Below are 23130 nucleotides of genomic sequence, written 5' to 3'. Positions count from 1 at the left end.
GATCACAGAATTTTCTGCGGTGCAGCTGGTGAAATTGACCGGGTAATGCGCAAAGAACCGGTTTTTCGCGCCGTCAATTACCTCTCTGGTTGTTAACGTATGTGTATCAAAGTGACAACCGGACAGCACCAATGTACACCCCCAGATTCAGTAACCAGAGTGACGCTCTCAATCAGGCGGAAGCCGATGTTTGGGCTGTCAGTGACCGGGCTCACGAGCTGGCGGGCAAGGGTGAGGATGTGGTTTTCCTCTGTGTTGGTGATCCCAACTTCGATACCCCGGAACCTATTCTGGATTTCGCCCGGGCGCGGCTGGGGGTAGGGCGGACCCACTATTCCCCCGCGGCTGGTGAGCCGGTACTGCGCCGCGCCATCGCCGATATCGAAACCAGGGTATCTCCCCACCCCTGCAGCCCGGACGACGTGGTAGTATTCCCCGGTGGTACTAATGCCATCTATGGGGTGCTGGCCTGCCTGTTGAACCCAGGCGAGCAGATCGTAATTCCCGAGCCCATGTATATCGGTTATGTGCCCATCTGCAATGCTCTGCGCCTCGACGTGAGGAAGGTGAGTTGCCCGGCGGAAACTAATTTCGCTTTTGACACCGGGGCCATCAAGCGCGCGATTACCGATGAGACCCGTGCGGTGATGATCAATACACCGGTAAACCCGACCGGGGCCATGGCTACCCCCGAACAGCTGCGGGAACTGGCCGCCTACTGCCTGGAGCGGGGTGTGTGGCTGGTGAGTGATGAAATGTACTCCATGATCACATTTGCCCGGCACCATACTTCCCTGCGCACCGCGGCGGAGAATTTGGACAATGTAGTGGTGATCGACGGGTTGAGTAAATCACACGCCATGAGTGGCTGGCGCCTGGGCTGGGCTGTGGCGAAAGGGCCACTGGTGGAGAGGCTGACCCAGTTTGCCGGGGCCACTATTTTCGGGTGTCCACAGTTTGTTCAGGAGGCCGCGGCCTTTGCGTTGGAGTTCGACGCCTATTTCGTCCGCCAGATGCGGGACGCCTACCGCAGCCGTCGCGATATCATCGTGGAGCGGATCTCCCGGATTCCATCCCTGAGCTGTTACTCGCCGGAGGCGGGTATGTTTGTGATGGTGGATGTCTCCGCCGTGGCCGATTCTGGCCAGGCATTTGCCGAATCCTTGCTGGATGCCGAACGCGTATCGGTGTTGCCGGGTGCCCCCTTCGGTGCCAGCGCCGCCAATCACGTGCGCCTGACCCTGGCTGCGGAGGAGAAGGATATCCGCCGCGCGCTGGATCGTATAGAGCGTTTCGTAACCAGCGGCAGCCGCCGGGCTGGCTGAACCCTGCCTTTCTCTACGGCGGGCAGGGCCCCGCCTTTTGCTCTGTGTTTCGGATTGACGCGAATGCCGGTATCCTTGGCGCCCTCTGTGGACACAGAACGACGGTAAAGTGAAAATAGATCGGCACAACCTCAAAATTCTGCAAGCTCTGCAGACCAATGCGCGCATCAGTAATCTCAACCTCAGCGAAAAAATCGGGCTGTCGGAGAGCGCATGCCTGGCGCGGGTAAAACGGCTGACCAGCGAGCGTTATATTCGTGAATTTCAGGCCGAGGTAAATCTGGACAAGGTCCGGCATGCTGAATTTTACGTCAATGTAGCACTGAAGCGGCAGGATGCACGTACCAGTGAAAGCTTTCGCCGTACCATCGACAGCATTCCGCAGATTGTCTCCTGCGTGAAAATGTCCGGCGAGTTCGACTACATGTTGCGGTTTGTATGCCCCGATGCTGCCGATTTCAATCGTGTGTCGGAACAGCTACTGGCGGACGAGGAAGCGGCGATTTCCCGCATGACCTCGCACCTGGTGATCGAGAAAACCAAGCCATTCGCCGGTTATCCACTGGAACTGTTATTCCAGGATTGAATGCAAAGCGTTTTTATCACCAGGGTCGGATTGCGCGCAACCAGTCGCTCTATGGACGGGCCGTAGACCGCACCCGCTGAGTCCCATTACCCCCGGCTGACCATCAGCCCAGGGGTGTGGGGCAATTCCCGGTAAAGGTCCCGCAAGCGAAAGCCCAGCCATTGACCCGAAAGCGAGGTCGTGGCACTAACCCCACTTGAGTCGCAGTGACAAGGAGGAAGACAACGTGAAGCAAAGTGGACCTATTTATCTCGGCCTGAATGCCCTGGTGTTCGCCACCATCAGCGCTATGGCATTCGTCAATCCCGAAGCATTTGCCCGCACTATCGACTTTGCCCTGTTGACACCTTCGGCGGTACCGGAACTGCTGGCCACCTATGGCGGGCTGATGCTGGTGATCGCCTGCCTGATCGCGCTGTCACTGTTTCTCCACCGCCGCAGGGCCATGGCATATTTCCTGATCACTCTGTCCTATGTGGGTTTCAGCGGTGGTCGCCTTGTGGGCATACTGGCCCACAGCGGTTTCGACTGGCGCAACTTCTTCTTCCTGGCCGCGGAATTGGTGCTGCTTGTCTGGGGTGCTGCCTGCTATTGGCAAGAGCGAGGCCGCGGGCTGGCAGGTTGCTGAAAAAGCCTTCCCCAGCAGGTTGTTGAAAAAGGCATCCTGCCTGTTTCAAAACGCGAAAAGCGAAAAATGTAATTTTCATTTTTCTCCCAAAATCAACGACTTGGGCATCGCCGATTTTGCCGGAACATCCATGTTCCGGTACCAGGCGTCGAAATTCTTCGAATTTCAACAGCCTGCTAGCGAAATGAAAAAAAAGCGCGGAGCCGTTGCCGGACCGCGCAAGGTGTTGCGGATTTCTGCCGATCAGCCGCAATTCAGATACTGGCACTGACCTCGCCGGCCTGGCGAGAGGGTTGTGCTCCAGCGGTGGCGCGCCTGAACTCGTCCTTGTAGTGCTTGAATTCTGTGCCCATCAGCCGGTCCCAGAAAGTGAAGTAAAAGCCGTAGTTGCCTTGGAACTTCTGGTGATGCAGATCGTGATGGGTGGTTGTGGTGAGGATATCCAGCGGCCCATCGACCCAGCCGCGGGGATGGAATTCACAGCCGGCGTGCAGCATGGCATTGCGGAAGATCATAATGAATATAAACGCCAGCCAGATCAGCGGGTGCAGGGGTATCAGCATCATAATCAAGGGCGAGAATACAGCCATCAGGGCCGCTTCGCCGACGGAAAAGCTATAGGCGGCCCAGGGTGTTGGTGTGCGGGACAGGTGGTGCAGCCGGTGAAAATGCCGGAACAGCTTTGGGTGGTGCATGGCCCGGTGGGTCCAGTAAAAATAGGCATCGTGCACCACTATCACTACCGGCAGGCTGAGCAGATTCCACCACATGGGAACTGTGCTCCAGTCGTGATACAGCTTCACCACGCCCCAGTCGGCCAGAATTCCCGTAATCAGGCCGACAGTGGCGAAGACAACCAGGGTCAGCATTGAAAAGCTGATTTCCCGCCGGATATCGTTCCAGCCGGCGCGGCGATTTTGCAGTCGGCGGCTATCCATCCAACGTCGAAACAGGAAACCCACCGCGAGACTGACAGTGGTCGTGGCGAGCAGATAGCGAAACAGGCCATTCTTATAGTAGAAGGCCCAGTCGCCCCCCAGTCCCGATAGAAATTCCATAGATTTACCTTTTGCGGGTTGCCGCATCCGTTCATTGTCGGTCAATGGTGTCGCCGGTACCGAATCAATGCGACCCCCTGGTGCACTTTGGCCAACTGAGTGTGCGGGAGAGGGGTGTGCTTCGCTTGCGGAAAGCAAAAAAACGGCTGACGAATTCCGAAAACAGGTATAAATAGGAGCGAAAAGCCCGCTACTCCGGTCAGTCAGTCAACTGCTGGCGGCGGAATTCCGTCGGGGTCAGGTCGTGGCGGCGCTTGAAGGCCGCGTTGAACGGGCTCAGTGACCGGTAACCGGTATCCAGGGCGATGGTGAGCACCGGCAGGTGTGCCTGGTCAGGGTCCGCCAGGCGGGTGCTGGCCTCGTCGATACGGAACTGGTTCAGGTACTCGTTGAAATTTCGATAACCCAGGTGCCGGTTGATCAGAGCGCGCAGCACATGCTCGCGGGCATCCAGCAGTTCCGCCAGCTCGCGGATAGTGAGTCCGGTACGCCTATAGCCGCCGTCACTCATGTGGCTCTGCAGGCGCTGCAGCAGCTGGGTCTGCTGCGGGTCCAATGGCTCGCTGGCCACGGGTATCTCCCGCTTGGTGTTGGCGGAATTTTCATTGTTGGGCAGCGACTCCGTCAGTGCGGCCGGGGACAGTGCCAACAGCCACAGGCAGGCGGCAAAGCACAATAGGCTGGCGAGCACCGCGTGCAGAATTGGAACTTCCGCGGGCATGGGCTGGTAGGAAAACAAAAACTCGGCACAGATCACGATCAGCATATAACTGCCGATGGCCGTCAGCAGCGCCGCACGCAGGTTTCTGCGGGCCTCCACCAGGTCGGACTGAAAGTGCCGTAACAGGGTCACCAGGCCCGCGGCCACCAATCCCAGCTTCATCGGCTGGGACAGGATATACAGAGTGTCCTGTAGTGGGGATAACGCCTGCAGTGGCATATGGCCGGCGGGGACGTCGACCGCCACCGACAGCGCGACCAGCAGCCAACCCCAGTGGGGGAATCCCTCGCTGTCACTGCACAAGTGGTGCGCGAACAGCCAGAAGGCCGCCGGTACCAGCGTGATGGGTAAATCCAACAGCAGTGCCATAACGCCCTGCTGCGGGGGCAGCAGTGGGCGCAACAGGTAGCAGAAGGTCCCGGTGAGCACTACGATCAGCCAGCGGCCGGCGGACTGCTGGCGATTCGAAATGGTCAGTTTGGCAGCGGCCAGAAGAAGGAGGCCGCAGGCCGTTCCAGTAAAAAACACATAACTGTCGTGCAAACCTCACCTCCAGCGGGTCGCCCAGGCATCGAGTACTTTACGGCTGTAGGTGTGGCGGCCATAGCTGCCGTTGTAGTAGGCCAGCGCATTGGCGAGGTTGCCTTTGGCCTTGCCGATATAGTGTTTGAGGATGGTGCAGCCGTAGCGCAGGTTGGTATCCATATCGATCAGATTGTCACTGGGGCTACCGATCTCGTTTTTCCAGAACGGCATCACCTGCATCATGCCCTGGGCCCCCACGCGGGATACGGCGTAGGGATTGAAGGCACTTTCGATCTGGATGACCGCCAGTACGATTTCCGGTTGCAGCCCCGCCAGAGTGGCTTCGCGATGTACCGCCTTGAGGATCTGCATGCGCTCGTCCGGGTCCTTGATATAGCGGGTGAGGGGCTGTGACTTGGCCAGCAGCCAGACCTCGGCATCGAAGCGATCGGTAAAGCTGTTGGCCTGGGAGATGGCCGCCCGCAAAGCGCGCCGCTGCTCCGGATCGATATCCGGTATCTGCATCTGCGCCAGGCTGTGAGTGCAGAAAAAAACCAGCACCATGGACAGGCAGTTTCTAATCATTATCAGTCCAGGTTAGTAACCAATCCAATTGATGGCGCTCCACCAAAAGGTCGTCGTCCCCAAAATCCTGCGCGACCATGTGAGACCGTTTGCGCTTGAACGGCTCGGATTGACCTCCGCCCGGCGCGCCCGGCGTCAATCCATTAGCAGGTAGTTGAAAAAAACCTCCCCGACTTTCCGCAAACCCGCCACGACAAATCAAGCAGTTGCGCCCTTGTTGCGCCAGACGGTCCCCGTTGCCCTTTGGGTACTGGGGTTATTGGTCGCCGAGTATTTTTTCCACCAGTATCTGCTCCAGCTGCGACTCGGCAAAATCCTGGCTCTCCGCATCCCGGCGGCCCTTGTATTCAACCACACCTTTTTCCAGTCCGCGATCACCGACCACGATTCGGTGAGGTATGCCCAGCAGCTCCACGTCCGCCAGCATAGCGCCCAGACGCGCCCGGGGCTCGTCCATAAACAGCACATCGATACCCCTGTCCCGCAGCGACTGGTAGAGGTGTTCGCATTTTTCCCGTACCAGGTCACTCTTGTGCATATTGATCGGTACAATCGCCAGTTGGAAGGGGGCTATGGCTTGCGGCCAGAGAATCCCGGAGTCGTCGTGGTTCTGTTCGATGGCGGCGGCCACTATACGGGAGATCCCGATGCCGTAGCAGCCCATAGTCATCACCTGTTCCTTGCCATTTTCGTCCAGCACAGTGGCGTTCATGGCCCGGCTGTACTTTTCGCCCAGCTGGAAAATGTGGCCCACTTCGATACCCCGCTTGATCTCCAGGGTGCCGCTGCCATCCGGGCTGGTATCGCCGGCTACCACATTGCGGAGATCCTCCACCCGCTGCAGCTTGACGTCGCGGTCCCAGTTGACCCCGGTCAGGTGGTAGTCATCCCGGTTGGCACCACAGATAAAGTCTCCCAGGTGGGCGGCAGACCGGTCGACGATGGTTTCAATTTGCAGTTCCACCGGTCCCAGGGAACCGATACCACAACCCAGCTCGGCGACGATGCGCTCCTCCGCGGCAAATTGCAGCGGGCTGGCGATGCCGGCCAGCTTTTCCGCCTTCAGTTCGTTGAGTTCGTGATCGCCGCGCAGCACTAGGGCCACTAGGGGCGGTGTCTGTCCCTCCTCCGTTGCACCCAGCACAATCAGTGTCTTCACCGACTGCGCGGGGTCGGCGTGCAGGAATTCGCTCACAGCGGCGATAGTTTTCTGCCCCGGAGTATGTACCTCCTGCATGTCCCTGCTCGCTTGCGGGCGCTCGCCCTGTGGCGCCAGGGCTTCCGCCAGCTCCACGTTGGCGGCGTAGCGGGACTCGCTGGAGAAGGCGATATCGTCTTCCCCACTCGCTGCCAGGACCTGGAACTCGTGTGACCGGGAGCCGCCAATGGAACCGGTATCGGCCAGTACCGGGCGATAGTCCAGGCCGATGCGGTCGAAGATGCGGCAATAGGCCTGGTGCATCGCATCGTAGGTTTCCTGTAGCGAGTCGCCGCCCAAGTGGAAGGAGTAGGCGTCCTTCATGGTGAACTCCCGTGCGCGCATAACACCGAAGCGGGGACGGATCTCGTCGCGGAACTTGGTTTGGATCTGGTAGAAGTTCACCGGCAGCTGCTTGTAGCTGCTGATTTCGTTGCGGATCAGGTCGGTGATCACTTCCTCGTGGGTCGGTCCTAGGCAGAAGGGGTTGTGATGCCGGTCCTGCAGCCGCAGCAATTCCGGGCCGTACTCCTGCCAGCGGCCGGACTCCTCCCACAGTTCCGCCGGCTGCACCACCGGCATCAGTACTTCCAGTGCACCGGCCCGATCCATCTCTTCCCGGACTATACGTTCAACTTTGCGCAAGACCCGCAAACCTGTGGGCAGCCAGGTATAGAGACCGGAAGCCAGGCGGCGGATCATGCCCGCGCGCAGCATCAACTGGTGGCTGATGACCTTGGCGTCATTAGGGGTTTCTTTCTGGGTGGCGACCAGATAGCGGGATGCGCGCATAGAGGGTTTCTGCTTATATTGCTTTGTGGGGGCGACATTTTACGTCGATGACGCGGCTTGTTGGTAGGGCTGGCGCCCGCCATTGATATACGGTGGCGGCCCGGGGGTGTCGCAGCATGAAAAACCCCGCCGGAGCGGGGTCGGTGGAGGCTGGCGGAGGGATCAGGACTCGGCCATCTCCTTCATTTTCTTCAGCGGACGAATCTTCACTTGAATGCTGGCCGGCTTGGCCTTGAACATGGTCTCCTCGCCGGTGAAGGGGTTGATGCCCTTGCGCGCCTTCTTGGCTGGCTTTTTGACAGTGGTGATTTTCATCAGACCGGGCAGGGCGAACTCCCCCACAGCACGCTTCTTGATGTGGCCCTCAATGATGTCGGTCAATTCGTCCATCACGGACTGGACCTGTTTGCGGCTGAGGTCGGTATTCGTGGCTATCTGGTTCAGTATCTGGGTCTTGGTATATTTCTCTCTGACTGCGGTCACTTTCTTGACCTTTGCCGGAGCGGCTTTCTTTGCTGCTTTCTTTGCCGGAGCCTTCTTCGCAGCGGTCTTTCTGGTCTTTTTGGCGGTAGCTTTCTTAGCTGCAGTTTTACGTGCGTTCATGGTAGCTTCCTTCTAATGATGTTGTTCCAATGAAAGTGAGTTCGTACGCTTGCGGTGTTGTCCGCCAAGAAGCGGGGCAGGCACCCGGTACTGAGGGGAAGTATATATAGTTTTTTTTCTCCCGCACGCGAAAAAACAGGAAAAATAGTGCTTTTTGAACCGTATCTCAGCCGGTGGCCCCTCCCGGGCCGGCGGGCCGGGTTTCCCCGGTGCTGGCGCGGCTTCTTCCCGGGGGGGCGCTCATGTATAATCTGCGCCCCCCAAGAAGTACCAGGTGTTGCTTCATGCCGATCTACGAATACCAGTGCGAAGCCTGCGGTCACCAGATGGAGGCATTGCAGCGAATGAGTGATGCTCCATTGACCAGCTGTCCCTCCTGTGAACAGCCGCGGCTGCGCAAGAAGATTTCCGCAGTGGGCTTTCGCCTCAAGGGCAGTGGTTGGTACGAGACCGACTTCAAGGCCGGAAACAAGAAAAATCTGGCTGGGGACACGGCTAAGCCGGCGGCCAAGTCGGAAGCCAGTTCCGGCTCCGCGACGGAAACGGGCTGAACTGGACAAAAATTGGACGGCTGGCGCCGATCCGGAAGAATGACTATCGGCAACGGGGATTGTATTCATGCGCAGTGACTACTGTGGCACCCTTCGAGCTGCGGACATAGACCGCGAAGTTACCCTGTGTGGTTGGGTGGACCGCCGCCGCGACCACGGCGGAGTGATTTTTATCGATCTGCGCGACCGCGACGGGATTGTCCAGGTGGTGTTCGATCCGGATGTGGGCGAACACTTCGAGCGCGCCGACCGGGTGCGTGCCGAGTATGTGCTCAAGGTCAGTGGCCGTGTGCGTGCGCGCTCGGAGGCCACCGTCAATCCGGGCATGGCGACCGGCGAGGTGGAGGTCTATGGTACCCAGCTGGAAATTCTCAGTCTCGCTGAACCGGTACCTTTCCAGCTGGACGAATACACGGCGGTGGGCGAGGACGTGCGGCTCAAGTACCGCTACCTGGATCTGCGCCGCAATGAGATGCAGCACAACCTGCGCTTTCGCTCCCGGCTCACCACCGCCATTCGCAATTACCTCGATGGCGAAGGCTTCCTGGATATCGAAACCCCGATTCTGACCCGGGCCACGCCCGAGGGTGCGCGGGATTACCTGGTACCCAGCCGTACCCACGAGGGCAAATTTTTCGCCCTGCCGCAGTCGCCACAACTGTTTAAGCAGCTGCTGATGGTGTCCGGCTTCGATCGCTACTACCAGATAGCAAAGTGCTTCCGCGACGAGGACCTGCGTGCGGACCGCCAGCCTGAGTTCACGCAGATCGATATAGAGACCTCGTTTCTGGAAGAGGGCGATATCATGTCCATTACGGAGGGCATGGTGCGCCAGCTGTTTCAGGAGCTGAAGGGCGTGGAGCTCGGGGATTTTCCGCGCATGTCTTATGGCGAAGCCATGGAGCGTTTCGGCTCCGACAAGCCGGATCTGCGTATCCCGCTGGAGATGGTGGAAATCAAGGACCTGATGCGGGAGGTGGACTTCAAGGTGTTCTCCGGCCCGGCCAACGATCCCAAGGGGCGTGTCGCCGCGCTGAAAGTGCCGGGGGGCAACCACAAACTGACCCGCAAGCAGATAGACGACTACGGCAAGTTTGTCGGCATCTACGGTGCCAAAGGCCTGGCTTATATCAAGGTCAATGACAAGTCCGACCTGGAGAATGGCCTGCAGTCGCCCATCGTCAAGTTCCTGCCCAACCGGACCCGTGCGGCGATTGTCGAGCGGGTGGCGGCGGAAAACGGCGACCTGATTTTTTTCGGCGCCGACAAGGGCAGGATAGTCGCCGAGGCGCTGGGTGCATTGCGCTGCAAGCTGGGTGCGGACCTGAACCTGTACACCTGTGACTGGGCGCCGCTGTGGGTGGTGGACTTCCCCATGTTCGAAGAGGCCGACGACGGCAGTCTCACCTCGCTGCACCACCCTTTCACGGCGCCGTCCTGTGCACCGGAGGCGCTGGAGCAAAACCCGCTCGCGGCACTGTCCCGGGCTTACGATATGGTGCTCAACGGCACCGAATTGGGTGGGGGCTCCATCCGTATCCACGATCAGGTCATGCAGCAGACGGTGTTCCGTATTCTCGGGATAGACGCGGGGGAGCAGAGGGAAAAATTCGGTTTCCTGCTGGACGCGCTCAAATATGGTGCGCCGCCCCACGGCGGCCTGGCTTTTGGCCTCGATCGCCTGGTGATGCTGATGACCGGCAGCGACTCCATTCGCGACGTGATCGCCTTCCCCAAAACCCAGAGTGCCGCCTGTGTCATGACCGATGCCCCCGGTGCGGTGGACGCGAAGCAGCTGCGCGAGCTGAATATCCGCCTGCGCCAGCAGGAAAAGCAGATCAGTTAGATACCCCGGCCGGTTTCGGTGGCAAAGGCGATAGAGCGGAGAGATAGAGATGGCGGGACACAGCAAATGGGCCAACATCAAGCACCGCAAGGCGGCTCAGGACGCCAAGCGGGGCAAGGTCTTCACCAAGATTATTCGCGAACTGACGGTAGCCGCCAAAGCCGGTGCCAACCCGGATGACAATCCGGCTCTGCGGGCCACTATCGACAAGGCGCTGGGCGCCAATATGAAACGCGATACCATCGACAAAGCCATAGCCCGCGGCGCTGGCAACAGCGATGGTGAAAACTATGAGGCGGTCACCTATGAGGGGTATGGCGTCGGTGGCGTGGCGGTACTGGTGGAGTGCCTGACCGACAACCGCAAGCGCACCGTGGCGGAAGTGCGCCATGCCTTCAGCAAGCGCGGCGGCAACCTGGGCACCGATGGTTCGGTTGCCTATCTCTTTTCCCGCAAGGGGCAGATTTACTACCAGCCGGGCGTCGATGAGGATGCCCTGATGGAAGCCGCCCTGGAGGCGGGCGCCGACGACATAGTTGCCAACGACGACAACAGTGTGGAGGTGACCACCGAATTCCAGGACTATTTGTCGGTCAAGGATGCGCTGACAGCGGCTGGTTTTACCCCCGCCGGAGCCGAAATCGCCATGGTCCCCTCCACTACAGTGCCACTGGACCGGGAAGGTGCCGAGAAGGTGCTGGCGCTGGTGGATATGCTGGAAGACCTGGACGATGTGCAGAATGTCTACACTAACGCCGATATCCCCGACGAGGTGATGGCACAGCTGGCCTGATACCGGCTGCTTCCTCTCCCCCCTGCCGTCCCTGCCGGGGTAGTGCCCGTGTCCCGCAGTTGTGCACAATTGCCTTGACGGTATTGCTTTGCCTTGGGACACTCGGGCCCACTATTTGTATAAATGTACAGGGGATAGTCTGCGGTGACTCGGATTCTGGGAATAGATCCCGGCTCGCGCAAGACCGGCTACGGCCTGATTGATGTTGGGCGGGGCAAGGCCCGCTATGTCGCCAGCGGTGTGATTCGCATCCCGGATGCGGCCCTGCCGGAGCGCCTCAAACTTATTTTTGATGCCGTGAGCCAGATCGCCGGCCAGTATCGGCCCACCCAGATGGCAATCGAAAACGTATTCATGTCCAAGAGCGCCGCTTCGGCGCTGAAACTTGGGCAGGCCCGCGGCGCAGCCATCGTTGCCGCCGTCCAGGCGGACCTGGAGGTGGCGGAATACGAAGCGCGCAAGGTCAAGCAGGCGGTGGTCGGCAGTGGCGCGGCGGACAAGCTGCAGGTGCAGCATATGGTCAAAACCCTGCTGCAGCTGCCTGCCAGCCCGCAGGAAGATGCGGCGGATGCCCTCGCTGTGGCCCTGTGCCATCTGCACACCATACAGACACTGGTGCAAACCGCTACCGGCAGTACAAGCCGGTTTCGCCGCGGCCGCCTGAGTGTCTCTTGACGGAAAACGGACAATAAGATGATAGGAAGACTGAATGGCAGCCTGGCGGTGGTGCAGCCGCCCCTGTTGCTGCTGGACGTGCAAGGTGTGGGTTACGAACTGCTCGCGCCCATGACCACCATATTCGAGCTGCCACCGCTGGGGCAGAGGGTGCAACTGTACACCCACCTAGCGGTTTCCGAGACCGCACAACAACTCTATGGTTTTATCCACGAGGCGGACCGCCAACTCTTCCGCACTTTGATCAAAGTCAACGGCGTCGGGCCGAAAATGGCGCTGGCGATTCTCTCCGGCCTCGATGCCGCCTCCCTGTCCCGCTGTGTGGCGGAGGACAATGTAGCCGCGCTGGTGAAGCTGCCGGGTGTGGGCAGGAAAACCGCCGAGCGCCTTATCATCGAGCTGCGCGACAAACTGGCGCCCCAATCCGGCGATGGCGACAATATCGCTGTGGCCAGCGCCGAAAGAGTCCGGGCCGATAGTGCCGGTGAGGCGGAGATCGCCCTGACCGCGCTGGGCTACAAGCCGGTCGACGCGGCCAAAATGGTCGCGCGCGCCAATAAACAGGCACCGGATGCCGACAGCGCCACGCTGATCCGGCTGGCCCTGAAAAGCATGGCCCCTGCCTAGCAGGCTGTCGAAATTCGCAGAATTTCGACAGCCTGGTACCGGAATATGGATGTTCCGGCAAAATCGACGACGCCTAAGTCGTTGATTTTGGAAGAAAAGTGAAAATCACATTTTTCGCTTTTCGTGTTTTGAAACAGGCAGGATGCCTTTTTCAACAACCTGCTAGGTCCCGTTGTGACATAAAAAGTGCCAATCGAGGCACGAGGAGAGCGGTTTGGTTGCTCCAAATAGAAGGCGATTAACGAAGAGTGGCGTCTGGTCCGCCACAACTCGAAGGGCAGTCACTGGTTCTGTACCCTGCGGCGCTAGAAACTGTTTATGTGGGTCCGCCACACCGCACAATTCCCGCCTTGCAGATCAAAACCAGTGGCAGCAGGGCTCACTCAGTGACTGTCAACGGGCCCTGACCGGGAGATAGTGCCGTGATTGAAGCCGACCGTCTCATCGCCCCCCAACCGCTCGGGCCCGAGGGCCAGGAAGAGCAGCACGACCGCGCCGTGCGACCGAAGTCCCTGGCCGACTATGTGGGCCAGCCGGTGGTGCGCGAGCAGATGGAAATCTTTATCCAGGCCGCCAGGCTCAGGGGCGAGGCACTGGATCACACACTGGTATTCGGGCCGCCGGGTCTCGGCAAAACAACCCTGGCCAATATCATCGCGGCCGAGATGGGGGTTGCCATCAAAACCACGTCCGGTCCGGTCTTGGAGAAGGCTGGGGACCTGGCCGCCCTGATGACAAATTTGGAGCCGGGCGATGTGCTTTTCATCGATGAGATCCACCGCCTGAGTCCCCATGTGGAAGAGGTCCTCTATCCGGCCATGGAGGACTACCAGCTGGATATCATGATCGGCGAGGGCCCGGCCGCGCGTTCCATCAAACTGGACCTGCCGCCGTTTACTCTGGTGGGGGCCACCACCCGCGCAGGTCTGCTGACCTCGCCCCTGCGGGACCGTTTCGGGATAGTCCAGCGCCTGGAGTTTTACAGCGTGGAGGACTTGACCAGCATAGTGCGCCGCTCCGCGGGCCTGATGGGAGTGGAGATGGACGCGGGTGGCGCGGTGGAAGTGGCCCGGCGCGCTCGCGGTACCCCCCGCATCGCCAACCGGCTGTTGCGCCGCGTGAGGGACTTCGCCGACGTGCGGGGGGACGGCAGCGTGGATACCGACACCGCGGATGCCGCGCTGAATATGCTCAACGTGGACGCGCGGGGCTTTGACCAGTTGGACCGGCGCATGCTGCTGGCGATGATCGAGAAGTTCGACGGTGGTCCGGTGGGGGTGGACAGCCTCGCCGCGGCGGTGAGTGAAGAGCGGGGCACCATTGAGGATGTGCTGGAACCCTATCTGATTCAGCAGGGCTATATCACGCGCACACCGCGCGGCCGGGTGGTAACCGCCATCGCCTATGAACACTTTGGCCTGCCGCACCCCGGCGGCAGCTAGCGGCTCCGGTGCCGCGACTCCACAAGCAACCAAAACGGGGCAGCCAAGAGGAGCAGTGGTGAGCGAGCCTTTCAGTATTCCGATGCGTGTCTATATAGAGGATACGGACGCGGGCGGGATTGTCTATTACGTTAATTATTTGAAGTATATGGAGCGCGCGCGCACAGAATTGGTCCGCTCACTCGGCTATGATAAGCCAGCTATGCCTCGCGAGGGCCTGTTGCTGGTGGTGCATTCGGCGCAAATACAGTACCGTCGTTCCGCTCGCCTAGACGATACGTTGCGGGCAACCGCGGCGATTGGCAAACTGGGGCGCGCGGGGATCACCTTCGAGCAAAAAATCTGGCGCGACGGTGAAATAATTTGCCAGGGCGTGGTCAAAGTCGCCTGCGTTGCAGAGAATAATCGCAAGCCCTGTGCGCTACCCGCATCCATTTACTCAGCATTGAAGGCAGCTTGTAAAGAATGAACGCCGGTGAACAAATCTCCCTCTGGAGTCTGATACAGAGTGCCAGTCTGCTGGTACAACTGGTTATGTTGCTGTTGTTGATAGCCTCGGTGACTTCATGGGTCATGATTGTGCAGCGTGGACTCTATCTGTCCCGCGCCAAGAGTGCCCTGTCCGGCTTTGAGCGCCGCTTCTGGTCGGGGGCGGACCTCAATCAGCTGTTCCGCGAAGGCAACACCCGCGCCGAGAAGGGGCGGGTGCACGGTCTGGAATCCATTTTTCGCGCCGGCCTGACGGAGTTCACCCGCCTGCGTCAGCAGGGCCACAGCAGTCCCGAAGCGGTGATGGAAGGGGTGGAGCGCGCCATGCGCGTGGCCCTCAACCGGGAGCAGGAACGCTTGGAAATGAATCTGCCGTTTCTCGCCAGCGTGGGCTCCGTGAGCCCCTATATCGGCCTGTTCGGCACCGTGTGGGGCATCATGAACTCCTTCCGCGGTCTGGCCACAATGCACCAGGCCACTATCGCCACGGTGGCGCCGGGCATCAGTGAGGCCCTGGTGGCCACTGCAATGGGGTTGTTCGCTGCTATTCCCGCTGTGCTGGCCTACAACCGCTACGCCGCCAGGGCGGAATGGCTGTTGTCCAGCTACGAGACTTTTGCCGAGGAGTTCTCCTCCATACTGCACCGCAAGGTGCACTCCAGCTGAACCGGATGCATCTATGAGCATTTCCCGCAAGGCACCCAAAAAGAAACTGGTCTCGGAGATCAACGTCGTACCCTACATCGACGTAATGTTGGTACTGCTGGTGGTTTTCATGGTGACGGCGCCGCTGCTGATGCAGGGGGTCAAGGTGGACCTGCCCGACGCCCCCTCGGCACCCATCGACAACACCGATGACGAACCACTGATCGTTTCGGTGCGCGCCGACGGCACCTATTACCTAAATCTCGGCAAGGACGAAAAAGTGGCCAAGCCCCTTGAGGAAATTAGCGCAACAGTGGCCAAGGTACTGCGGCAGAAGCCCGCCACCCCGGTGCTGGTGTGGGGTGACACCGAGGCCCGCTACGGCCTCATTGTGGGCGCCATGACCCAGTTACAACAGGCCGGTGCCCCGAGCGTCGGACTGGTCACTGAACCCCCGCAGGAGTAGCGTAGGCTATGCGTGGCTCCTACCCACTGGCGATCGCCGTCAGCCTTTTGCTGCACGGGGCGCTGATTGTCCTGCTGGTCTACGGCTGGGAGGCGACCAGTGAGCGGGAGCTGAAACCAATGCCGCAAGTGGTGCAGGCGAAACTGGTAACCCTTGAGCCCAAGGTGACCAAAAAGAAGACGCCTCCCCCCAAGGTGGACCTTGAGCAGAAGCGTCGCCAGCGCGAGCTGGACCGTCAGCGCCGCGCGCAGGAGGTGAAAAAACCCCGTGCGGTAGAAAAAAAGCCCGAGCGTGACGAGGCGAAGAAGACCGAGGACGAGCTTAAGAAACAGGAAGACCAGGCGCGCGCGGAGAAAGAACGCCAGGAACAATTGGACCGCGAACGCCAGAGCGCCTTCGAGGAGGCGCTGGAGGAAGAGGAGGAGCTGTTGGATGCCAGCGAGGACACGCAGGCAGTCATGTCCGTGGCCCAGGCTATCCGGACGCGCATCGAATCCGTCTGGAGCCGCCCTCCCAGTGCCCGCAACGGCATGCTTACGGTGGCACAAATCAACTTTGTACCCACCGGCCGCGTGGTGGCAGCCAATATTGTCGAGGGCAGTGGCAATGCCGCATTGGATCGCTCAGTGCTCACCGCCATTCGCAAAGTGGAGGTGTTTCCCGAAGTGGCGGAGCTGGCCCGCCGGGAGCCCGCCCTGTTCGAGCGCGAAGTGCGCACAACCCTGTTGAACTTTAGAGTCGAAGACCTGCGCCAATGATCAGAAAACTCGCCATACTCGTTTCCCTTGCCATTACCCTGTCGGTGAGCGGGATTGCCCGGGCCCAACTGGTGGTGGATATCACCAGTGGCATAGACGACCCCACGCCGATCGCAGTGTCACCGTTTGGCTGGTCCGGTACCGGCGTGCTGCCGGAGGATGTGTCCGGGATCGTCGCCGCCGACCTGCGTCGCAGTGGCCTGTTTGCCCCGGTGCCCAAAGAAGATATGTTGTCTTTCCCAAAATCCCCGGACGAAATAGTGTTCCGGGACTGGCGCATCCTCGGCGCTGAATATGTGGTGACAGGCCGTATTGAGCCCCAGGCAGATGGCTATCTGCTGACCTTTGACCTGGTGAATATTTTTGGCCAGCAGAAAATGTTCACCCGGCAGGTGAGTGGGGGGCGCGATCAATTGCGGGATATCGCCCACCGCGCGGCGGACGAGATCTTTCAGGCCATCACCGGTATCCGCGGGGCCTTCTCCACCCAGATGGTTTACGTGTTGGAACAGACCCGTGGCGGTCGCCCCAGCTATGTACTGATGCGGGCGGATATCGACGGCGCGCGACCGCGGGAGATCCGCCGTTTCAGCGCGCCGGTGATGTCACCCAGCTGGTCGCCGAACGGGCAGCAGGTGGCCTACGTATCCTTTGAAACCGGGCGCCCGGCTATCTTTGTCGAAAACCTGAATACCGGTGCACGCCGGCAGCTGACCAACTTCAAGGGGCTGAACAGTTCACCGGCCTGGTCCCCGGACGGAACCAAACTGGCCATGGTGCTCTCCAAGGACGGCAATCCGGAGATCTATGTGTTGGATTTGAATTCCGGACGCTTTACGCGCATGACCCGTCACTTCTCCATCGATACCGAGCCGAACTGGATGCCTGACGGCAAATCGCTGATTTTCACCTCCGATAGGGGAGGTAAGCCACAAATTTATCAATTGACGCTTGCCACCGGTCAAGTAGACCGCTTAACCTTCGATGGTGACTATAACGCTAGGCCGCGGGTGTCACCGGATGGCAAGACGCTGGTAATGGTCCATCGCAGCAGGGGGGTTTTCACCATTGCGACAATGGATATCAATTCCGGCCGAATGCGTGTGCTCACGGAGACGTCGCTGGACGAATCCCCCAGTATCGCCCCCAACGGAGCCATGTTGATGTATGCCACCAAGCGGGGGGGCAAGGGTATTCTGGCGGCGGTTTCGCTGGATGCGGGAGTGAAGTACAACCTGCCCTCCCAGCGGGGGGATGTTCGCGAACCGGCATGGTCGCCTTACTTTGACTGAATTGGGGATGCCTGTTGAATAGCGGGCCGAGGTTTCAGCAAACAATACAAGTATCTTAGTAAGAATCTTACAGAATAGAGTTTTCGATAACACAAAAAGCGGAGTAGCTTATGTTTAAATCAGTAAAAACTGGCCTGGGTCTGGCTGCTGTATTTGCGGTATTGGCCGGTTGTTCTACTACCGATACAGTGGATGGTGGCCAGGAGGCGCAGGTGGTGGGCACTACTACCCCTCCACCGGTTGTTGAGACCCCGGTCGAGGAAACCGTAGTGCCGTTGGACAATACGGTTTACTTTGACTTCGACAAATCCCTGTTGAAGCCGGAAACCCGCGAACTGCTGATACAGCACGCCGACCGCCTGCGCGGTTCCGCGCTCAGCGTGCGCCTGGAAGGCCATGCTGACGAGCTGGGCACCCGGGAGTACAACCTGGCCCTGGGTGAGCGCCGCGCCAATGCGGTTCGCGATTTCCTGGTCCTGCAGGGCGTCGACTCCGGCAGCCTCGAAGTTATCAGCTATGGTGAAGAGCGTCCGGCTGTTCCTGGTGACAGCGAAAGCGCCCGCGCCATGAACCGCCGCGTCGTAATCGTCGAGTAACCCAACAGGCTGCCCATGGCACTCTTGATAAGACAAGCCGCAGTCACCGTAGTCACACTGGCTGCGGTATCCTCGGTTCTCGCGCAGGCCCCGGTGGTGGACCTGTCCGAGAACCGGGATTCCCGGCCGGTCCCCGTCTATGGTGACGGCTCTGCCGGGGAATCCCGTTATTCCAGCGCTGTGCCGGTGGCTGCGCAGCAGCCCCGTGCCCAGACCAACCCACAGGCGGAAGCCTACTACCAGATGCAGGTGCTGCAGCAGGAAGTGCGGGAATTGCGCGGCGTTGTGGAAGAGCTGCGACATGAGATAAAACGCCTCAAGCAGCAGCGCACCGATGACTATATGGACCTGGACCGGCGCATCTCCCGGCTTTCGGGTGAGCAGCCATCGCCCCTCCCCGAAGACGGCGGTGATGCCCCCGCTGACCCGGGTGGCGATGCCAGTGAAGCCCCCCAGTCCGTACCTGGTGCCCAGGGCGGTGACGAGCGCGAGCGCTATCAGGCCAGTTTTGGTATGGCCCGTGAAGGCGACTATGTGGGCGCCAGTACCGCATTCAAACGCCTGTTGGCCGACTTTCCCAACGGCAAATATGCCCCCAACGCCAACTATTGGCTGGGTGAGATAGCATTGGTCCAGGGCGATCTCGAAGGAGCCCGCCAGTGGTTTGTGGCCTTACTGGACGGTTATCCCAACTCCACCAAAGTGTGGGACGGGCGTTACAAGCTGGGTACTGTCTATCATCAGTTGGGTGACGACAGCCGCGCCCGCGAGTTGCTGGAGCAGGTGGCCGCCAGTGATGCCCGCGCCGCTGGCCTCGCCAAGCAGTATCTGCAGGAGAATCTGCAGCAATAAATCCCAGTTTTGCGACCAAGCGGTCGATGCCCGTCGCTGGTTTTTTAACCGCAATGCCACTATGATTTCGCGCCCGGACGGCATCGGCCGCCCGGGCGTTTTACTTTGTCTGGTGACTATGACCGAATTGCATACTGGGTCGCAGAGTTTGCACAGGGAAACACTGCGTATCAGTGAGATCTTTTACTCCCTGCAGGGGGAGGCGCGGGACTCGGGGCTGCCGACGACATTCGTGCGCCTCACAGGCTGCCCGCTGCGCTGCACCTACTGCGATTCCGAATATGCCTTTTACGGCGGCGAGCGCTTGTCGCTGGCCGAAATACTGGGGAGAGTGCGCAGCTACCCGGCGCGCAACCTGTGTGTGACCGGTGGTGAACCGCTGGCCCAGCCAAACTGCCTGCCGCTTCTCACTGCCCTGTGTGATGCCGGCTACCAGGTGTCGCTTGAAACCAGCGGGGCCCTGTCTGTCGAAGAGGTGGACAGGCGCGTGTCGCGGGTGGTCGATCTGAAGACCCCGGCCTCTGGAGAGCAGCATCGCAACCGGATGGAAAACATCGCCCTGCTCAATCAACGCGACCAGGTAAAATTCGTTATCTGTGACCGGACAGACTTCGATTGGGCGATCTTTACCCTGGACAGCTACCGCCTGTCCGAGCGGGTCGGCGAAGTACTGTTTTCCCCGAGTCATGATCAGCTCGCACCCCGCCAACTGGCCGAGTGGATACTGGAAACCGGAGTACCGGTGCGCATGCAGATCCAGTTGCATAAATTGCTGTGGGGCGACGTCCCGGGAGTATAAATGACTGAAAGAAGAGCTGTGGTCCTGCTAAGCGGAGGGCTGGATTCCGCCACCGTGCTGGCCATGGCCCGTGCAGAGGGTTACCTGTGTTACGCCCTGGGGTTTGATTATGGCCAGCGCCACCAGGCTGAGTTGCGCGCCGCTCAGAGGGTCGCGACAAGCCTTGGCGCCCGCCAATACAAGGTAGTAAGGCTGGACCTGCGCACTATCGGCGGTTCCGCACTCACGGACGACAGTATTCAGGTGCCGGAAACCGAGACCGATGGTATCCCGGTTACCTATGTGCCGGCGCGAAACACTGTGTTTCTATCAATCGCCCTCGGTTGGGCGGAGGTACTGGGTGCGCGGGATATTTTTGTCGGCGTGAATGCAGTGGACTATTCCGGCTACCCGGACTGCCGCCCCGACTATATCGAGGCGTTTGAGCGTATGGCGAATCTGGCCACCCGAGCCGGAGTCGAAGGCTGTGGGTTGCGTATTCGGGCGCCGCTGATGCAGATGGGCAAAGCGGACATAGTCCGCCGCGGCAGCGCATTGGGCGTCGATTACAGCCTGACCGTATCCTGCTATCAGGCGGATACAGACGGTATCGCCTGCGGTCGCTGTGATAGCTGCCGCCTGCGTGCCGCAGGATTTGCCGAAGCGGGCCTGGCCGACCCCACGCCCTATGCCAGCACTTGATGTGTGAGCCGGACTTTGGCTCTAAGCTCTTCAAATCTTTAAGATTTTTTACCATCAGGTATTGTTTTTCGGAAATAGATCCGTAAGATACGCAACTCCTCACGTTGAGGCATCGAAGGGTCGTTAGCTCAGTTGGTAGAGCAGTTGGCTTTTAACCAATTGGTCGCTGGTTCGAATCCAGCACGACCCACCATATTCCGGGGCCTGTAGAGCATTCGCTACCTCCACTCTGTCCCACAAAGAGCCAATTGTCCCACAAGATCACTTTTATTTAGTCAGCTTCTTCAGGCTTGCGATGATAATGCCGCCTAGTCGTTGAGGCGCTCGTGTGAGACAACCGGCGCCTCGCCTGTTCCATATCTTCACTGTCAGAAGCGACTTTGGCTCGTAGGTCATTTTCGGTAAACCGCTCTTGAATTGCTCCCATCTTGAGCGCTTTGTCTATCCAGCGCCGAAAGATGCTATCGAAGCCACTGGTATTGCCTTCCTCATCAATGTATGGGTCACCCTTGCGGGTGCAAAAGAGGTAGTTGGTACTGGATACGCGCTGCGGACGTGCCGCAAGAGCAGCTGCCCAGGCAGCCTCACGCTCTGGTGTAAGTTTGTACACAGTTACTTTCCCTGATGAATCGGCTGTCTTAGCCGGTTGCACCTTAATTCCCTCATTGGTCTTAGTCCGCAGCTCAAGGCGAAGCATGTCGGCTTTGCGTGCTCCTAGTGTCATTTTCAGCCCTACATAAGCTTGAAGGAAGTTACTGGCATAGGACAAAGCAGCATGCAGTTCCTCGTCGGTGACATATCGCTTGCGGACGCGCCCTGGATTTTTTATACGGAGACCGCGCATGGGGTGTTGATTATTACGCAGTACCCCCCATTCAATTGCTTTGCTAAATAAGTGTGAGAGTACCTCTAAATCACGATTGGCAGATGTAGGGGTTTCTCGACGTAAGTCGCGATACTTGAAAATTTGGTGGCTCTCTATTTCACTAGGGGGCATATGTCCAAATACGGCACGTAATCGCTTCAAACTGATGAGATTGTTACGCCGTGTTGCTGGCGCTTTTAGAGGTGCCACTTCCGAAATGTAGCGATCCATCAGCTCACTCATAATACTGATATTGGATGTTTCGCTGTCTAACTCCTGCATTATCTCGGAATATCGTTGAGCCGCGTCGGCTATGGTGTAGCCGAGCGTATATTCCGCCTTGCCATCGAAGAGTCGATGACGAGTGGTAGCGTCAAGCCAGCGGGGCACTCGATAACGCCAAGCTCCGTTTTTCCAGCGCACACCTTTAGCAAAGGGCTTTTTGGTCAGTTTGCCAGTTCCCATTTTGGTTCCGTCTTATTTTGATTCAGTCGGACTTCCGGGCGCAGATCCTCATAAAGTACTTTCGGCCGCCCTGTCCGCGGGCAACGAAGGAAACGAACACCCATGGCAACCAGGGCCTTGCACTGCTTATCCGGGTGCCGGTAATCCGTTAGCTCTCGGATTTCCTCAATGGTTAATAGGCGCACGCGCTTTCTCCTTAATCCAACTCAAACCGCCAGGACCTTTCCAATAACAGGGCCCCTACATTGGCTACAGGTTTCTTTCACTATTGCGGCTATTGCTTAGCTTCCTGTTTCAAAGTACTGTCAGTCCTATGGCCGCTTCGATACCACTGCATACGCTGCCGTATCTCATGCCGCACTTTTGGACTGCATATACGTACTAATAAATGCAGCAGCTAACTTCGCATTGATTGCATTGCCATAACCGCGCAATCGTCCCACTCTTGCGGGAGCCCCATCAGCCAGCGGGAATGTGCCGGGTTCAACTGGCCTGAACTTTCCATCTTTGCAGCCGAGCCAGTCAGGGTTTCGCCAGAAGCCGCCAGTCGGACCGGGCCCGCTGGATCTCTCAGCAAGGCAACCGTCTCCGGTAAAGCCATTCCTACAGATCGAGGACTGACCCGACCCCCTTTGCTTGAATCCGAGGCAATGGGAGTTGGCCAACCCGCTAATGTCGCCTGATATGGCAGCTGACGTCCTCTCGCTCGAGGTGTGGTAGGGTCGCCCTTGTGGTCTCGACTTGTAGGAGTTATCCATCCGCTCTTGAGCAACGAAGTAGAGGCGCTGCCGGATGTTCGGAGCACCGACGCCCGCAGCGCATAAATCGAGCGCCCCGCTGGTGTAGTTCGCTCCTTCCAGGTCAGCCTGTACAAGGTCGAGCCAACCGAGCGCAGATTTACTCGAAGACTGCTCGCCAAAGATTGTTCCAGGGCGGCACTGCTCAATGAGATGGAACCACGCGGGCCATAGGTGCCGCTCGTCAGCTTCCCCTTCTCCCTTGCCTGCCGGGCTGTAAGGTTGGCATGGGCAGCTCCCGGTCCATCCTGGTTTGTTATCGGGCCAGCCTGCCTCTCTGAGTGCGTAGCTCCAGACCCCAATTCCGGCGAAGAAGTGGCATTGTGTGTATCCCACAAGCTCATTTGGTCGAACATCCTCAATGCTCCTCTCGTCGACATCGCCTGGCGCTATGTGACCGGCTGAAATCAGTTCTCTTAACCACTGGGCCGCAAATGGATCAATCTCGTTGTAATAAGCTGCCATCACTC

Annotated in this window: 27 protein-coding genes and 1 tRNA gene; 20 read left to right on the top strand and 8 right to left on the bottom strand. The window is 59.1% G+C overall.

Annotated features, from left to right (window positions below; genetic code table 11):
* Nucleotides 1-131: 131 nt before the first annotated feature.
* The 4 genes from ABVT36_RS07515 to ABVT36_RS07500 all read left to right on the top strand — a co-directional run bounded on the left by ABVT36_RS07515 (nucleotide 132) and on the right by ABVT36_RS07500 (nucleotide 2810).
* Entirely contained in the window at nucleotides 132-1325 is a 1194-nt protein-coding gene (locus tag ABVT36_RS07515; protein ID WP_368456001.1) for a pyridoxal phosphate-dependent aminotransferase, read from the top strand.
* A 109-nt stretch (nucleotides 1326-1434) separates the two neighbouring features.
* Nucleotides 1435-1911, top strand: coding sequence for an Lrp/AsnC family transcriptional regulator (locus tag ABVT36_RS07510; protein WP_367149212.1), 477 nt, complete (start codon nucleotides 1435-1437; stop codon nucleotides 1909-1911).
* Nucleotides 1912-2137: 226 nt separating this feature from the next.
* Entirely contained in the window at nucleotides 2138-2539 is a 402-nt protein-coding gene (locus ABVT36_RS07505) for a DUF4345 family protein (protein WP_368456000.1), read from the top strand.
* Entirely contained in the window at nucleotides 2481-2810 is a 330-nt protein-coding gene (locus ABVT36_RS07500; RefSeq protein ID WP_368455999.1) for a hypothetical protein, read from the top strand. Before ABVT36_RS07505 ends, ABVT36_RS07500 begins: the two co-directional genes overlap by 59 nt.
* On the opposite strand, the gene ABVT36_RS07495 is transcribed toward ABVT36_RS07500, so the two are convergent.
* From ABVT36_RS07495 to ABVT36_RS07475, 5 genes are all read right to left on the bottom strand, one after another.
* Nucleotides 2794-3597, bottom strand: a complete 804-nt coding sequence (locus ABVT36_RS07495) for a sterol desaturase family protein (RefSeq protein ID WP_368455998.1) — start codon at nucleotides 3595-3597, stop codon at nucleotides 2794-2796. The genes ABVT36_RS07500 and ABVT36_RS07495 overlap by 17 nt on opposite strands.
* 199 nt (nucleotides 3598-3796) lie before the next feature.
* Nucleotides 3797-4861: a helix-turn-helix domain-containing protein gene (locus ABVT36_RS07490; RefSeq protein ID WP_368455997.1), complete on the bottom strand. Its 1065-nt coding sequence runs from the start codon at nucleotides 4859-4861 to the stop codon at nucleotides 3797-3799.
* A gap of 3 nt (nucleotides 4862-4864) precedes the next feature.
* Nucleotides 4865-5368 carry a lytic transglycosylase domain-containing protein gene (locus tag ABVT36_RS07485; RefSeq protein ID WP_367149279.1) on the bottom strand — a complete coding sequence of 168 codons (504 nt, stop codon included), beginning with the start codon at nucleotides 5366-5368 and terminating at the stop codon, nucleotides 4865-4867.
* Nucleotides 5369-5684: 316 nt separating this feature from the next.
* Entirely contained in the window at nucleotides 5685-7418 is a 1734-nt protein-coding gene (locus tag ABVT36_RS07480; RefSeq protein ID WP_368455996.1) for a proline--tRNA ligase, read from the bottom strand.
* 162 nt (nucleotides 7419-7580) lie between these two features.
* Nucleotides 7581-8021 (bottom strand): HU family DNA-binding protein, encoded by a 441-nt coding sequence (locus tag ABVT36_RS07475; protein WP_367149218.1) that lies wholly within the window; start codon nucleotides 8019-8021, stop codon nucleotides 7581-7583.
* Between the two features lie 284 nt (nucleotides 8022-8305).
* Between ABVT36_RS07475 and ABVT36_RS07470 the strand changes: the two genes are divergently transcribed.
* The 16 genes from ABVT36_RS07470 to ABVT36_RS07395 all read left to right on the top strand — a co-directional run bounded on the left by ABVT36_RS07470 (nucleotide 8306) and on the right by ABVT36_RS07395 (nucleotide 20726).
* A complete protein-coding gene (locus ABVT36_RS07470) occupies nucleotides 8306-8572 on the top strand; it encodes an FmdB family zinc ribbon protein (protein WP_368455995.1) in 267 nt (88 codons plus the stop codon).
* Nucleotides 8573-8639: 67 nt separating this feature from the next.
* The gene (aspS, locus tag ABVT36_RS07465; protein ID WP_368455994.1) at nucleotides 8640-10418 is read left to right on the top strand and encodes an aspartate--tRNA ligase; all 1779 of its coding nucleotides are present in this window, start codon (nucleotides 8640-8642) and stop codon (nucleotides 10416-10418) included.
* Nucleotides 10419-10467: 49 nt separating this feature from the next.
* Nucleotides 10468-11211, top strand: a complete 744-nt coding sequence (locus ABVT36_RS07460) for a YebC/PmpR family DNA-binding transcriptional regulator (RefSeq protein ID WP_368455993.1) — start codon at nucleotides 10468-10470, stop codon at nucleotides 11209-11211.
* 144 nt (nucleotides 11212-11355) lie between these two features.
* Nucleotides 11356-11886: a crossover junction endodeoxyribonuclease RuvC gene (gene ruvC, locus ABVT36_RS07455; RefSeq protein WP_368455992.1), complete on the top strand. Its 531-nt coding sequence runs from the start codon at nucleotides 11356-11358 to the stop codon at nucleotides 11884-11886.
* Between the two features lie 18 nt (nucleotides 11887-11904).
* The gene (ruvA, locus tag ABVT36_RS07450; protein WP_368455991.1) at nucleotides 11905-12513 is read left to right on the top strand and encodes a Holliday junction branch migration protein RuvA; all 609 of its coding nucleotides are present in this window, start codon (nucleotides 11905-11907) and stop codon (nucleotides 12511-12513) included.
* A gap of 422 nt (nucleotides 12514-12935) precedes the next feature.
* A complete protein-coding gene (ruvB, locus tag ABVT36_RS07445; protein ID WP_367149225.1) occupies nucleotides 12936-13955 on the top strand; it encodes a Holliday junction branch migration DNA helicase RuvB in 1020 nt (339 codons plus the stop codon).
* A gap of 82 nt (nucleotides 13956-14037) precedes the next feature.
* Nucleotides 14038-14424, top strand: a complete 387-nt coding sequence (locus ABVT36_RS07440) for a YbgC/FadM family acyl-CoA thioesterase (RefSeq protein ID WP_368456096.1) — start codon at nucleotides 14038-14040, stop codon at nucleotides 14422-14424.
* Nucleotides 14421-15110 (top strand): protein TolQ, encoded by a 690-nt coding sequence (gene tolQ, locus ABVT36_RS07435; RefSeq protein ID WP_367149228.1) that lies wholly within the window; start codon nucleotides 14421-14423, stop codon nucleotides 15108-15110. The genes ABVT36_RS07440 and tolQ overlap by 4 nt, the downstream gene beginning before the upstream one ends.
* A 13-nt stretch (nucleotides 15111-15123) precedes the next feature.
* A complete protein-coding gene (tolR, locus tag ABVT36_RS07430) occupies nucleotides 15124-15555 on the top strand; it encodes a protein TolR (RefSeq protein ID WP_367149229.1) in 432 nt (143 codons plus the stop codon).
* A gap of 8 nt (nucleotides 15556-15563) precedes the next feature.
* Nucleotides 15564-16313 carry a TonB family protein gene (locus ABVT36_RS07425; RefSeq protein ID WP_368455990.1) on the top strand — a complete coding sequence of 250 codons (750 nt, stop codon included), beginning with the start codon at nucleotides 15564-15566 and terminating at the stop codon, nucleotides 16311-16313.
* Entirely contained in the window at nucleotides 16310-17605 is a 1296-nt protein-coding gene (gene tolB, locus ABVT36_RS07420) for a Tol-Pal system beta propeller repeat protein TolB (protein ID WP_368455989.1), read from the top strand. Before ABVT36_RS07425 ends, tolB begins: the two co-directional genes overlap by 4 nt.
* 110 nt (nucleotides 17606-17715) lie before the next feature.
* Nucleotides 17716-18201, top strand: a complete 486-nt coding sequence (locus tag ABVT36_RS07415; protein WP_368455988.1) for an OmpA family protein — start codon at nucleotides 17716-17718, stop codon at nucleotides 18199-18201.
* A gap of 15 nt (nucleotides 18202-18216) precedes the next feature.
* The gene (locus ABVT36_RS07410) at nucleotides 18217-19053 is read left to right on the top strand and encodes a YbgF trimerization domain-containing protein (RefSeq protein WP_368455987.1); all 837 of its coding nucleotides are present in this window, start codon (nucleotides 18217-18219) and stop codon (nucleotides 19051-19053) included.
* A gap of 118 nt (nucleotides 19054-19171) precedes the next feature.
* A complete protein-coding gene (gene queE / locus ABVT36_RS07405; RefSeq protein ID WP_367149234.1) occupies nucleotides 19172-19852 on the top strand; it encodes a 7-carboxy-7-deazaguanine synthase QueE in 681 nt (226 codons plus the stop codon).
* A complete protein-coding gene (gene queC / locus ABVT36_RS07400; RefSeq protein ID WP_367149235.1) occupies nucleotides 19853-20533 on the top strand; it encodes a 7-cyano-7-deazaguanine synthase QueC in 681 nt (226 codons plus the stop codon). It abuts the gene before it with no gap.
* A 117-nt stretch (nucleotides 20534-20650) separates the two neighbouring features.
* Nucleotides 20651-20726: transfer RNA gene (locus ABVT36_RS07395), tRNA-Lys, on the top strand.
* Nucleotides 20727-20804: 78 nt separating this feature from the next.
* Here the strand turns inward: ABVT36_RS07395 and ABVT36_RS07390 are convergent.
* The 3 genes from ABVT36_RS07390 to ABVT36_RS07380 all read right to left on the bottom strand — a co-directional run.
* Nucleotides 20805-21863 (bottom strand): tyrosine-type recombinase/integrase, encoded by a 1059-nt coding sequence (locus tag ABVT36_RS07390; protein ID WP_367149237.1) that lies wholly within the window; start codon nucleotides 21861-21863, stop codon nucleotides 20805-20807.
* Nucleotides 21845-22048: a DUF4224 domain-containing protein gene (locus ABVT36_RS07385; protein ID WP_367149238.1), complete on the bottom strand. Its 204-nt coding sequence runs from the start codon at nucleotides 22046-22048 to the stop codon at nucleotides 21845-21847. Before ABVT36_RS07385 ends, ABVT36_RS07390 begins: the two co-directional genes overlap by 19 nt.
* 165 nt (nucleotides 22049-22213) lie before the next feature.
* Nucleotides 22214-23130: DNA cytosine methyltransferase (locus tag ABVT36_RS07380; RefSeq protein ID WP_368455986.1), on the bottom strand; the 917-nt coding region annotated here is incomplete at its 5' end.

Origin of the sequence: Microbulbifer sp. TYP-18, assembly GCF_040932045.1 — a bacterium.
GTDB lineage: Bacteria > Pseudomonadota > Gammaproteobacteria > Pseudomonadales > Cellvibrionaceae > Microbulbifer.
Note: the sequence above shows the minus strand (reverse complement) of the source record. Positions and strands in the feature narration are given on the sequence as shown.